Origin of the sequence: Roseburia sp. AF42-8 (assembly GCF_003435965.1) — a bacterium.
Classification (GTDB): domain Bacteria; phylum Bacillota; class Clostridia; order Lachnospirales; family Lachnospiraceae; genus Roseburia_C; species Roseburia_C amylophila.
Genome location: NZ_QTVB01000002.1, coordinates 1 through 12,780 on the forward strand (window position 1 = coordinate 1; position 12,780 = coordinate 12,780).

A 12,780-nucleotide genomic window follows, 5' to 3' on the forward strand; every position below is an offset into this window, starting at 1 on the left:
TGTATAAAAACGGATAATATATTAATAAAAGAAGACTTATAGAATCATAAATTAACTGAAAAAGCGTGAAAACAGAAAATAATACTTGCATAATGTATAAAACGAATGTATAATTATGCATTGTAAATGGCATGTAAATTCCATGTGTGCCATAATCTTAAGAAGAAAGAAGATGTAAAAATGATTAAAGCAGGAATTATCGGAGCAACCGGATACGCAGGAGCAGAACTGGTAAGAATTCTTATGGGACATCCTTCCGTAGAGATTAAGTGGTATGGCTCCAGAAGTTATATAGATAAGAAGTACGCAGATGTTTACCGTAATATGTTTGAAATCGTAGAGGATACCTGCCTTGATGATAATATAGAAGAGCTGGCAAAGCAGGTGGACGTTATCTTTACAGCAACACCGCAGGGATTCCTTGGTTCTGTATTGAATGAGAAGATTTTATCTGAGACAAAGGTAATTGATTTGGGCGCAGATTACCGTATCAAAGATGTGGCTATTTATGAAAAATGGTATAAAATTGGACATAAGAGCCCACAGTTTATTGAAGAAGCCGTTTACGGACTTTGCGAAATCAATCGTGAAAAGGTGAAAAATGCAAGACTGGTAGCCAACCCGGGATGCTATACTACCTGTTCCATTTTAACTGCATATCCGCTGGTAAAAGAGGGACTGATTGATGCCAATACATTGATTGTAGATGCAAAGAGCGGTACTTCCGGTGCAGGACGTGGAGCAAAGGTCAACAACCTGTTCTGTGAAGTAAATGAAAATATGAAGGCATATGGCGTGGCAGCCACAGACATACACCGGAAATTGAAGAACAGTTAGGTTATGCAGCCGGAAAAGAGATTACCATCAGCTTTACACCACATCTTGTTCCGATGAACCGTGGTATCTTAGCAACAGAGTACGCATCACTGGTGAAGAAAGCAGACGGAAGTTATCCAACCAAAGAAGAGCTTCGTGCAGCTTATGAAAAATATTATAAGAACGAGAAATTCGTCAGGGTATTAGAGGATGGTGTGTGCCCGGAAACCAAATGGGTAGAAGGAAGCAACTATGTAGATGTGAATTTTGTAGTAGATGAGCGTACCGGAAGAGTGATTATGATGGGTGCTCTGGATAATCTGGTAAAAGGAGCTGCCGGTCAGGCAGTACAGAATATGAATTTATTATTTGGATTAAAGGAATCAGAAGGTCTGGAACTGGTACCGATGTTCCCATAAGCAGGAGAGAATATGGCAGAAGCTACATATATATTAAGAACAATGAAAGAAGACGATTTTAACGAAGTCCATGCACTCTGGATGAGCATTCACGGATTTGGCATCCGGAGCATTGATGATTCGGAAGAAAATGTGAAGCGTTTTATCCGAAGAAATCCGGACACCAGTATCGTGGCATGTATGGATGGAAAAATCGTAGGAGCTATTCTTTGCGGACAGGATGGAAGAAGAGGATGCTTTTATCATGTATGTGTCCATGAGGATTACCGGAAACATGGTATTGGAAAAGCGATGGCAATGATGGCAATGGAAGCATTGAAAAAAGAAGGCATTAACAAAGTAAATCTGGTGGCATTTACCAGTAATGAGCTGGGTAATGGATTCTGGAAGAATATGGGCTGGACATTCCGGAAGGATATGAATTATTATGAATTTGATTTGAATCCGGAAAATGTAACTGTATTTAATCCATAAATAAATTCGGAAAGCAGACAGCTTAAGACAAAAGACAGAGGAAAGCAGGACAGGAGGCATATTATGAAAAAAGTAGAAGGCGGCGTTACCGCAGCAGAAGGTTTTCAGGCTGCATCCACAGCAGCAGGTATTAAGTATAAAGACAGAACAGATATGGCAATGATTTATTCCACAGAGCCATGTGCAGTTGCCGGAACATTTACCACGAATGTCGTAAAGGCAGCACCGGTAAAATGGGATAAGGACATTGTAAAGAACAGTGCATTTGCACAGGCAGTTGTAGTAAATGCCGGAATTGCCAATGCATGTACCGGAACAGAAGGATTAGGATATTGCAAAGATACCGCAAAGAAAACTTCAGAGTTAATGGATATTCCGGAGGATGCAGTTCTTGTGGCATCCACAGGAGTAATTGGAAAACAGCTTCCGATTGACCGTATCTGTGCCGGTGTGGAACAGATGAGTAAAAAATTAAGTGGTGATTTAACTAGTGGACATAATGCAGCACTTGCTATTATGACAACAGATACCCATGAGAAAGAGGCTGCAGTGGAGGTAGAGCTTTCCGGTAAGAAGGTTACCATCGGTGGAATGTGTAAAGGCTCTGGCATGATTCATCCGAATATGTGTACCATGTTAAGCTTTATCACAACAGATGCGGCAATTTCAAAAGAAATGTTGCAGGAAGCACTGAGCAGTACCGTAACAGATACTTATAACATGATTTCCGTAGATGGAGACACTTCCACCAACGACACCTGCCTGGTACTGGCAAATGGTCTTGCAGGCAATGAAAAAATCAAAGAGAAGAATGAAGATTACGAAACATTCTGTGAAGCACTTTATTATGTCAATGAAGCATTGGCTAAGATGATGGCAGGAGATGGCGAAGGCGCAACTGCTTTATTTGAAGTAAAAGTAGTGCATGCGGCATCCAAAGAAGATGCGGTTATCTTAAGCAAATCCGTAGTAACATCAAGCCTTACCAAGGCTGCAATCTTTGGACATGATGCTAACTGGGGAAGAATCCTATGTGCATTGGGCTATTCCGGCGTGGAATTTGATCCGGAGCAGGTTGACCTTTACTTTGAAAGTGCAGCCGGCAAGCTGATGATTATCAAAGATGGTGTTGCCGTAGATTATTCCGAGGAAGAGGCAACTAAGATTTTATCTGAAAAAGAAGTAACTGCCATTGCAGATATGAAGATGGGTGAAGCCTGTGCAACAGCATGGGGCTGTGATTTGACCTATGATTATATTAAAATAAATGCAGATTATCGTTCTTAAAAAAGATTTGATTGAAAAAATATACGAAAAAAGATTTTTTAAGAAAAGGAAAGAGGATTGGACAGATGGAAGAAAACAGTATGCAGGAAATATTGAAAAAAGCTGAGGTATTAATTGAGGCATTGCCATATATCCAGCGTTTCAACCGCAAAATTATCGTAGTAAAATACGGCGGAAGTGCAATGGTAGATGAAGAGTTAAAGCAGAGCGTTATCCAGGATGTAACTCTTTTAAAACTAGTTGGTTTCAAACCGATTATCGTTCATGGTGGCGGTAAGGAAATCAGCAAATGGGTTGCAAAAGCCGGAATGGAGCCGGAATTTATCAATGGACTTCGTAAAACCGATGCACCTACCATGGAAATTGCAGAAATGGTTCTTGGAAAAGTCAATAAATCACTGGTTCAGATGGTAGAAAAGCTTGGCGTGAACGCAGTAGGTATCAGCGGTAAAGATGGTGGACTGCTGAAGGTAAATAAGAAATTATCCAATGGACAGGATATCGGGTATGTGGGTGAAGTTAAGGAAGTAAATCCAAAGATTTTATATGATCTTCTCGAAAAAGATTTCCTGCCGATTATCTGCCCGGTAGGTCTTGATGATAATTATGATACTTACAATATCAATGCGGATGATGCAGCATGTGCAATTGCCCGTGCCGTACAGGCGGAAAAACTTGCATTCCTTACAGATATTGAAGGTGTATACAAAGACCCGGATGATAAATCTACACTGATTTCCGAACTTAAGATTTCAGATGCACACAAGCTGATTGAAGATGGTTATATTGGCGGCGGAATGCTTCCAAAATTAAATAACTGTATCGATGCCATTGAAAATGGTGTGTCCAGAGTACATATCTTAGATGGTAGAATTGCACATTGTCTGTTACTGGAAATCTTTACAAACCGTGGAATCGGAACAGCAATTTTAGGAGATGCGGAGGAAAAGTTTTATCATGAATAAACAGGAATATATGGATTGTGAAGATAAAGCATTATTACATACTTATAATCGTTTCCCACTGGTATTAGATCATGGTGAGGGCGTATATCTTTATGATACCGATGGAAAGAAGTATCTTGATTTTGCGGCAGGTATTGCGGTAGAAGCGTTAGGATACAGTAATGAAGCATATAAGCAGGCATTGAAGGATCAGATTGATAAAATTACACATACTTCAAATCTTTATTATAATGTCCCGATTATGGAAGCTGCAGAGAAATTCTTAAAAGTTTCCAAAATGGACAGGGTTTTCTTCACCAACAGTGGAGCAGAAGCCATTGAAGGAGCAATTAAGGCAGCAAAAAAATATGCCTATACCAGAGATGGTCATGCAGACCATGAGATTATTGCCATGAACCATTCCTTCCATGGAAGAACCTTGGGAGCATTATCAGTAACCGGAAATGCCCATTACAGAGAACCGTTTGAGCCACTCTGTGGTGGTGTGAAATTTGCAGATTTTAATGATATTGAAAGTGTAAAAGCACAGGTAACAGAAAAAACATGTGCCATTATCTTTGAAACCGTGCAGGGAGAAGGCGGTATTTATCCGGCAGAGGAATCCTTTATGAAAGAGATTTCTGCACTCTGCAAAGAGAAAGATATTCTTCTTATTTTAGATGAAATCCAGTGTGGAATGGGAAGAACCGGAGAAATGTTTGCATGGCAGCATTATGGAATCAAACCGGATATTATGACCAGTGCCAAGGCATTGGGCTGTGGAGTGCCGGTAGGAGCTTTTGCCATGACAGAACGTGTGGCAGAGAAATCCTTGGCACCGGGTGACCATGGAACCACATATGGAGGTAATCCGTTTGTCGGAGCAGCGGTCAGTAAGGTAATGGACTTATTTGAAGAATTAAAGCTTACAGACCATGTAAAAGAAATCGCAGTTTATCTGGAAAGCGAACTGGATAAGCTGGTAGAAGAATATGATTTTATTACAGCCCGCCGTGGTATGGGACTGATGCAGGGGCTTGTAAGCACAAAACCAGTTGGAACCATCGCAGCAGAAGCATTAAAAGAAGGTTTAATTATTATAACAGCCGGCGCAGATGTAATCCGTATGGTGCCGCCACTTGTGATTGAAAAAGAGCATGTGGATGAAATGATAACGAAACTGAAAAACGTACTGGATCGTATGTAGGCAGGGTATATGAAAAAGAAAACAAAGGAAATCATAGAAACAACAACGCTGGCAGTGGGAGTTATCCTGCTGTCAGCGGCTGCTTTTTACAGCAGCAAAGAAACCGGGAAAACAGAGTTAAAAACAGACAGAAAAGAGCAGATAACATCTGAGCAGGAAACAAAAGAAGCATATGAAGCAGCGCAAAAGGAGCTATCCTTTTGGTACAGCGATGCAGACTGCAGGAATTATTTTGAACAGTGTGCAGTGGATTATTATGCCAAAACCGGTATCGCAGTGGGAATCCGTTATGTAGATGAGGATCTTATCTTGAACAGATTTATGATGCAACGATGACGGAAGAAGACTATCCGGATTTGTATCTTGCCTGGAATGATGCAAAAGACAAGGCGTATTTATATGGTGTTGCAACGGAAGAAGAATACCCATTGTTTTTTGATACACTGGTGATGGTATATCAGAAAGAGAATTTCCTGGAAGCACCGGAGAGTATTTCGGAAATTTTAGACTATGGACAGAATAACCTTTTAGGAGAAGGTGTAGGAAATCTGCTGGAATGGAATGTGGCAGATGGATTTTATGATTATCCATTTGTGGGGACTGAAGTGGAATGGAATGAGACGGACTATACCCTTTTGACGACATATGGAGAAAAATATAATGATGAATTAACTTTCTTTAAAAACCTTTCAGAAACTGTGGGGATTGATACGGATGAAATTGACAGAAATCAGGTGGTGGAGAATTTTAATCAGGGAGCATCTTTGTGTGCAATCATTGATTCTGATGATTTAAATAAGATGACAGCAGAAAATTATGGCGTTTGCGGGCTGCCGATGTTAGACGATACCACACCGATGCAGGGGGTTGCCAGAACGGGGATCCTTTTGGTAAATGAATTTTCGGGGGAAAAAGATATGGCGTCTGATTTTGCTGCTTTTATAGAAAAAGAAGAAGTGGATACCCTGCATGCAATGACTGGTCATATTTCTACAGATGAAGGTGCCAGCCGGGATGAAACAGAACAGGCAGCTTTTATGCAGTATCAGAACAGCCAGCTGGTACCGGATGCTGCAAATGCAGGTGAGTTCTGGTCAGAATTTACAAGGCAGATGAAGGCATTGTGGAATGGTGGAAGCCTGCCACAGGAATAATTTGAAAATACTACTTGTATAAAGGGCAAATTTTCGTTAAAATAGAAAACAGTAAGCATTAGGGGACTTTCTTGCATAACAGAATTTATGTAAGGGAGTGATACAGATGAAAAAAGTCGGGTTATTAGCTCTGGCTTTATATTGTGGGATTATATATACGGCATGTGGAAAAGAAGATACCGTATATTTTGAGCCGGATACGCAAATGGAGAGTGAAGAGGTTACAGAAGCTGTCTTATGCCCGCCGGCTTCTTGTTATGTATATGTCTGTGGTGAGGTAGTGCACCCGGGAGTATATGAAGTGGAAGATGGAGCCAGAATCTGCGATGTATTGGAGCTGGCAGGAGGTTTTAACGAGGCTGCAGCAAAAGAGGCACTCAATCAGGCAGAACCGGTTGTTGACGGACAGATGATAAAGGTGCCGGATCAGGAAACTTACCTTTTGCAGCAGACAGGGAGTGCTGATTCGGCAGCAGAGCCGGAGGATGGCAGAATCAATCTGAATACTGCATCAAAGGAACAGCTTATGACACTTTCCGGAATTGGAGAATCAAAAGCTGAGACAATTATTTCTTACCGGGAAAAAAATGGCGCATTTCAGACTATTGAAGATTTAATGAATATTCCCGGAATTAAAAATGGCGTTTTTGAAAAAATAAAAGATAATATAAGGGTTAACTGAGGTGTAAAATGGCAAAAAAAGTTCTGGTTGTGGACGACGAAAAATTAATAGTGAAAGGAATCCGTTTTTCATTGGAACAGGATGGAATGGAAGTAACCTGTGCGTATGATGGTGAAGAGGCACTGCATCTGGCACAGGAGAATAAGTTTGATATGATTTTACTGGATATCATGCTTCCGAAGATGGATGGATTTGAAGTGTGTCAGGCAATCCGGGAGTTTTCTAATATGCCAATTGTCATGCTGACAGCAAAAGGCGATGATATGGATAAAATCTTAGGACTGGAATATGGTGCAGATGATTATATTACCAAGCCGTTTAATATTCTTGAGGTGAAAGCCAGAATCAAAGCAATTATGCGAAGAACTGCTGCCAGTGAACCGAAGGAAGAAAATTCCAAAGTGATAGAGAGCGGCGATTTAAAATTAGACTGTGAGAGCCGCAGACTGTTTGTCCAGGGAAGAGAGATTAATCTGACAGCCAAGGAATTTGACTTGTTAGAGCTTCTTGTTATGAATCCGAATAAGGTATACAGCCGTGAGAATCTGCTGAATCTGGTATGGGGTTATGAATATCCGGGCGATGTCAGAACGGTGGATGTTCATGTGCGTAGACTGCGTGAGAAGATTGAACCGAATCCGAGTGAGCCAAAATATGTGCATACGAAATGGGGTGTAGGTTATTTCTATCAGAAATAACAGCGATATAGCAGAGGATGAAGGTACAGACTTATGAATAGAAAAAAAGGTATTCGCAATTTTTTGAAAAGCATGAAATTCCGGCTGATTTGTCTTTTTATGCTGATTGGTATTTTGACCGGAATTTTAATCCGGACCGGAATTTTAACTGCGTATGAGAAACATGCGGTTTCTAACCGGAGTGTAGATGTAATTGGTCAGGCAAAGATTCTTGCAAACCAGATGGTCTCCACAGATTATATCAATGGAGCGGAGTCGGAAAGCATCACTTCACAGCTGCAGCAGATGTCACGTGTTTATGATGGAAGAATTCTTGTGATAGATTCTTCTTTTCATATTATAAAAGATACTTATGATCTGGATACCGATAAAACAATTATTTCAGAAGAAGTCATAAAGTCATTCCGCGGTGAGGATTCTATGAATTATGATGTGGATAATCATTATGTGGAAATGACTATTCCGCTGACTACAGATAACGTAGAGTCAGGGGAGAAGAGTATTATCGGAGTGCTTCTTATCAGTGTTTCGACAGATAGTATTCTTGCCAATCTGGAATATATGAGAAATGCTGCATTAGTGCTTCAGATTTTCGGGGCAGTTTTTCTGTTTGCAGTCAGCGTATTTTTATCCGTTCGTCTGACAAACCCGTTGAAGAATATGGCATCCTCTATTGCTGAGATTCAGAATGGATATGGAACCAGTGATGGGGAGCTGATGATTAAGGATTATTCTGAAACAGTTCAGATTTCGGAAAAATTTAATAAACTTTATAGCAGAATGAAGATGCTGGATGACTCCAGACAGGAATTTGTGTCCAATGTGTCCCATGAGCTGAAAACACCGCTTACTTCTATGAAGGTACTGGCAGACTCACTGAATGGACAGGAAGATGTTCCGGTAGAACTGTATCGTGAATTTATGTTAGACATTGGAAATGAAATTGAACGTGAAAATAAAATTATTAATGATTTGCTCTCGCTGGTTAAGATGGACAAGTCTGCATCAGATTTGAATATCACGTCAGTTAACATCAATGAGATGCTGGATTTAATTTTAAAGAGATTAAAACCGATTGCGGAAAAACAGCATGTAGATCTGGTGTTGGAAAGTTTCCGGCCTGTTACAGCAGAAATTGATGAGGTAAAGCTGACGCTTGCCATTACCAATCTGGTGGAAAATGCAATCAAATACAATAAGGAAGACGGTTGGGTACATGTGTCCCTGAATGCAGATTATCAGTATTTCTATCTTAAGGTAGAGGATTCCGGCATCGGTATTCCGGAGGATTCCTTAGAGCATATTTATGAAAGATTCTATCGCGTAGACAAGTCCCATTCCAGAGAAATAGGTGGAACCGGACTTGGACTTGCCATTACAAGAAATGCAATATTAATGCACCGTGGTGCAATTAAGGTATTTAGTACAGAGGGTGAGGGAACGCTCTTTACTGTGCGGATTCCGCTGAATTACATTGCCTAGGAGGTCTGGCATGAAGAAAATTGCAGGATGGCTGAGTTTTATCCTTCTGGTATCGCTGTTCACAGGGTGTGGCAGACAGGAGACAGATGACCCGGCGTATTATATTTATTATCTGAATAAAGAAAAAACAAAAGTGGTAGAGCAGCCATATGATTTAAAAGAGGGCAAGACAGAGGACATGATATCCACTCTTTTAGATGCGTTGTGCACCAATACGGATAGCGTGGAGTATCAGAAACCGGTTCCTGGTGATGTTACAATTACAGACTGGTCACTGGAAAGCAATCAGCTGTTTCTTTACTTTAATGATAATTATTCCAAAATGCAGTCTACGGATGAGGTGTTGTGCCGGGCAGCAGTGGTAAAGACACTGGTACAGCTTCCGGATGTAAAATATGTATCTTTTTATGTGGGAGATGCACCGTTGGCAGACAGCCGGGATAATGTAATCGGACTGATGACAGAAGAAAGCTTTGTTGAGAATCCGGGAAAACAGATTAATTCCATTCAGACAACAACATTACATTTATATTATGCAAATGCTGATGGAAACGGACTGGTAGAATGCGAAAAAGAAGTACAGTATAGCAGTAACATTTCCTTGGAAAAACTGATTATGGAGAATCTTTTAAAGGGACCGGATGATAAGAATTTGAAAGCACCACTTCCGGAAGGAACAAATCTTGTCAATGTTACGACAACCAATGGAATCTGCTATGTTACATTAGATGAGGCGTTCCTGAATCAGAATTATGAAATACAGGAGCCAATTGTCATTTATTCTATTGTAGACTCTTTATCGGAGATTTCAACCATTAGTAAGGTGCAGATTTCTGTAAATGGAAAGACCAGCGGTGTTTACCGGGATAGTTTTGCATTAGACCAGCTTTATGAACGGAACCTTGACTATGTGGTAAGTGCAGATGAGAACGAGACGGTATCTACAGAAGCACAAACAGAAGAGACACCTTAGTAGAAGGTCTTAAGAAGAAGTATCTTATAAGTAACATATCTTATAAGCAACATATTAAGAAGAAACATCTTAGAAAAATATTTAGGAGGGGTTATATCGAAATTATAAAACGCCCCTTATGCTATGGAACGATATTGTTCCTGTGTGGTATTATTGTCTGCCTGTCTGTTCCGACGGTCATAAAAGTTATCATTATCAGTTTTGTGGCAGGGTGTCAGATGTATCTGCTGTATGCCCTGCGGCAAAGAAAACGGAGGGTATACCGGTTTACAGCAGTACTTGGAATAGGATTTTTTCTGCTGGGAATTGCAAGAATCTGGTATATGCAGCAGCAAAGCTATACCATTGAGACGATTTTAAAAGAGCAGGAGACCAGCCTTTCTGTAGAAACAGATGCTTCCAGAGGCTGGCAGACGGAAAATGAAAAGACAATTTTACAGGGGAAGATAGAGAAAAAAGAACGAAAAAACAATCAGACAAGATTATATCTTAATCATGTTTTCTTACGGATTGGAGATAAAACCTATAAAACCAATTCTGTCCTGGTTCGACTGAAGCAGGAACCATCTGACCAATCGTGTCGTATTGGAACAACCATTGTATTAGAAGGAAATATCCGACAACTGAATCGCGCTGCCAATGATGGTAATTATGATGAATTTCAATATTATCACAGTCTGAATATGGATTATCATTTTGATGCCGAAAGGATTTGTGGCGAATATGGAAGAGAAGATGTACTGGCAGAGAAATTATTTATAATAAAAGAAAAATTAAAAAAAGATTATATAAATAATTTATCGAAAAGAAATGCTGGGATTCTTGGAACAATGCTTTTAGGAGATAAAGAACTTTTGGAAAAGGAAGTTTCAACAGTCTTTCAACAGGCAGGAGCCAGCCATGTGCTGGTAATCAGTGGAATGCATATTTCCTGCATTGGACTGTTCTGTTATGGACTTCTTAGAAAAAAAGGAAATTCTCTTTGTGCCTGTACGGCAGCGGTTGTATTTTTGTTCTGTTATGTGAAAATGACCGGGATGGGAATATCTGCTATCCGGGCATGGATTATGTTTGCACTTCTTATGGCAGCAAAGCTGTCCGGGCGAAGCTATGATAGCAGAACCGCTCTTTCTGTGGCAGTGCTGGTGCTTTTATGGAAAAACCCGTATCTGGTTGAAAATGCAGGACTCCAGTTTTCGGTAGCTGCAATTCTTGGTGTGGTAGTAGTGGCAAAATGTATTGGACAGTTGTTTCCAAGGGAGCAAAAACAGCAAACACAGGAACGGAAAACAGGCGATAAGGCGGCAAATAAAATACGGGAAATATGGAAACGGCAAATCCGGCAGAACTTTTTAGTTTCGCTTTCCGTTCAACTTACAACACTTCCACTGGTGGCATACTATTATTATGAAGTGCCGGTCTATGCTTTGCTTCTGAATCTGTTGATAGTTTCTTTGTTGAGTGTAGTTTTAATAAACGGGATAGCTGCAACATTGCTCATGTGTATGGGAAAAATTGTTGTAGGAAGACTGTTTGCGGGACCGGTAATCATGATGTTGGAATTATTGCTGGACGGAATTTATGTTGGAGTCAGCTGGTGCAGCCGGCTCCCGGGAGCTACGAAGATAGTAGGACAGTGGCCGATACAGCGCATCATATTCTATTATCTGATGCTTGCAGCCGCCTGCTTGCTGATAAAAAAACGGACAAAGAAAAGCGGAAACAGAGATGGGAATAGAAATACAAATACAAATATACTCCTTAGAAAGTTTACGATTGTTTTGATTGGAAGCGTGGTGTTACTTCTGGTTCTTCGTCCGGTAAAGAGTAATCATCTTATGGCAGTTCTTGATGTGGGGCAGGGAGATGGCATCTATGTACGACTGGGGGAAGATACCAATCTTTTTTTGGATGGCGGAAGCACTGATGTGTCTAAGGTGGGAACGTATCGGATTTTGCCATTTCTAAAAAGCAATGGAATCACGAAGATAGATTATTGGTTTATAAGCCATTATGACGAAGACCATGTGAACGGATTGTTAGAAGTTCTTGAGACGGAGTATTCTGTTGAAAATATTATATTGCCTGGAAAACAGCCGGATGTAAAGAATTATCAGAGCATATGTGCACTGGCAGAGCAGAGAAACATTCCAATCTTATATATGAAAGAAGGAGATTGCATAAGAAGTGGCGAGGATACCATAAGCTGCCTCCTTCCGGACGGAGAGTATCAGGCAGAGGATGAGAATGGAAAATCCATGATATTGCTCTATCAGACGAAATATATTTCCGGGATATTTACCGGAGATGCCGGAGAAGCAGAAGAAAATTGGCTCTTAGAAAAGCAGCGGTTGTGGAAAGTAGATTTTCTTAAAGTAGGACATCATGGCTCAAAGTATTCCTCGACAGAAAAATTTTTAAAAGCACTTTCGCCGGAACTGGCATTGATTTCCTGTGGGGAAAACAACCGATATGGACACCCTCATCAGGAGACTATAAATCGATTAAAAGAAGCTTCGGCAGAAATTTTTGATACGATGGAAGGCGGTCAGATTTCACTGGAAGAGGAAAAGGGAAAGATCACAATTCAAAGCTTTCGGTAAGTATGCTTTGATAAAGAAGTAAAAATATAGTATAATATCCT

Annotated in this window: 11 protein-coding genes and 1 pseudogene; all 12 read left to right on the forward strand. The window is 40.4% G+C overall.

All coding sequences use genetic code 11. The annotated features are described in order from the left end of the window. Positions 1–180: 180 nt before the first annotated feature. The 12 genes and pseudogenes from argC to DW059_RS01105 all read left to right on the forward strand — a co-directional run bounded on the left by argC (position 181) and on the right by DW059_RS01105 (position 12,739). Positions 181–1,235, forward strand: a pseudogene (gene argC, locus DW059_RS17480) (N-acetyl-gamma-glutamyl-phosphate reductase). Between the two features lie 12 nt (positions 1,236–1,247). Further along, complete coding sequence (locus DW059_RS01055; protein ID WP_117696967.1) at positions 1,248–1,709, forward strand: GNAT family N-acetyltransferase; 462 nt, start codon at positions 1,248–1,250, stop codon at positions 1,707–1,709. Between the two features lie 63 nt (positions 1,710–1,772). Next, the gene (gene argJ, locus DW059_RS01060) at positions 1,773–2,996 is read left to right on the forward strand and encodes a bifunctional glutamate N-acetyltransferase/amino-acid acetyltransferase ArgJ (protein WP_022243102.1); all 1,224 of its coding nucleotides are present in this window, start codon (positions 1,773–1,775) and stop codon (positions 2,994–2,996) included. 65 nt (positions 2,997–3,061) lie between these two features. Beyond that, a complete protein-coding gene (gene argB / locus DW059_RS01065; protein ID WP_022243101.1) occupies positions 3,062–3,961 on the forward strand; it encodes an acetylglutamate kinase in 900 nt (299 codons plus the stop codon). Beyond that, a complete protein-coding gene (locus tag DW059_RS01070) occupies positions 3,954–5,147 on the forward strand; it encodes an aspartate aminotransferase family protein (RefSeq protein WP_117696970.1) in 1,194 nt (397 codons plus the stop codon). Before argB ends, DW059_RS01070 begins: the two co-directional genes overlap by 8 nt. A 9-nt stretch (positions 5,148–5,156) precedes the next feature. Beyond that, a complete protein-coding gene (locus tag DW059_RS01075; protein WP_117696971.1) occupies positions 5,157–5,483 on the forward strand; it encodes a hypothetical protein in 327 nt (108 codons plus the stop codon). After that, a complete protein-coding gene (locus tag DW059_RS01080) occupies positions 5,480–6,301 on the forward strand; it encodes a hypothetical protein (protein ID WP_117696973.1) in 822 nt (273 codons plus the stop codon). Before DW059_RS01075 ends, DW059_RS01080 begins: the two co-directional genes overlap by 4 nt. 106 nt (positions 6,302–6,407) lie before the next feature. After that, entirely contained in the window at positions 6,408–6,983 is a 576-nt protein-coding gene (locus DW059_RS01085) for a helix-hairpin-helix domain-containing protein (RefSeq protein WP_117696976.1), read from the forward strand. Between the two features lie 8 nt (positions 6,984–6,991). After that, positions 6,992–7,681 (forward strand): response regulator transcription factor, encoded by a 690-nt coding sequence (locus tag DW059_RS01090; RefSeq protein WP_022243097.1) that lies wholly within the window; start codon positions 6,992–6,994, stop codon positions 7,679–7,681. A 33-nt stretch (positions 7,682–7,714) separates the two neighbouring features. Next, complete coding sequence (locus DW059_RS01095) at positions 7,715–9,163, forward strand: sensor histidine kinase (RefSeq protein ID WP_117696977.1); 1,449 nt, start codon at positions 7,715–7,717, stop codon at positions 9,161–9,163. A 10-nt stretch (positions 9,164–9,173) separates the two neighbouring features. Beyond that, on the forward strand, positions 9,174–10,136 hold the full coding sequence (locus tag DW059_RS01100; RefSeq protein ID WP_117696980.1) for a GerMN domain-containing protein: 963 nt from the start codon (positions 9,174–9,176) through the stop codon (positions 10,134–10,136). Positions 10,137–10,339: 203 nt separating this feature from the next. Beyond that, positions 10,340–12,739, forward strand: a complete 2,400-nt coding sequence (locus tag DW059_RS01105; RefSeq protein ID WP_256385499.1) for a DNA internalization-related competence protein ComEC/Rec2 — start codon at positions 10,340–10,342, stop codon at positions 12,737–12,739. Positions 12,740–12,780 lie beyond the last annotated feature (41 nt).

Excerpts from the sequence above, each read along its gene's own strand:
- DW059_RS01055 (WP_117696967.1), top strand. The coding sequence starts at position 1,248 with ATGGCAGAAGCTACATATATATTAAGAACAATGAAAGAAGACGATTTT.
- argJ (WP_022243102.1), top strand. The coding sequence starts at position 1,773 with ATGAAAAAAGTAGAAGGCGGCGTTACCGCAGCAGAAGGTTTTCAGGCT.
- argB (WP_022243101.1), top strand. The coding sequence starts at position 3,062 with ATGGAAGAAAACAGTATGCAGGAAATATTGAAAAAAGCTGAGGTATTA.
- DW059_RS01070 (WP_117696970.1), top strand. The coding sequence starts at position 3,954 with ATGAATAAACAGGAATATATGGATTGTGAAGATAAAGCATTATTACAT.
- DW059_RS01075 (WP_117696971.1), top strand. The coding sequence starts at position 5,157 with ATGAAAAAGAAAACAAAGGAAATCATAGAAACAACAACGCTGGCAGTG.
- DW059_RS01080 (WP_117696973.1), top strand. The coding sequence starts at position 5,480 with ATGACGGAAGAAGACTATCCGGATTTGTATCTTGCCTGGAATGATGCA.
- DW059_RS01085 (WP_117696976.1), top strand. The coding sequence starts at position 6,408 with ATGAAAAAAGTCGGGTTATTAGCTCTGGCTTTATATTGTGGGATTATA.
- DW059_RS01090 (WP_022243097.1), top strand. The coding sequence starts at position 6,992 with ATGGCAAAAAAAGTTCTGGTTGTGGACGACGAAAAATTAATAGTGAAA.
- DW059_RS01095 (WP_117696977.1), top strand. The coding sequence starts at position 7,715 with ATGAATAGAAAAAAAGGTATTCGCAATTTTTTGAAAAGCATGAAATTC.
- DW059_RS01100 (WP_117696980.1), top strand. The coding sequence starts at position 9,174 with ATGAAGAAAATTGCAGGATGGCTGAGTTTTATCCTTCTGGTATCGCTG.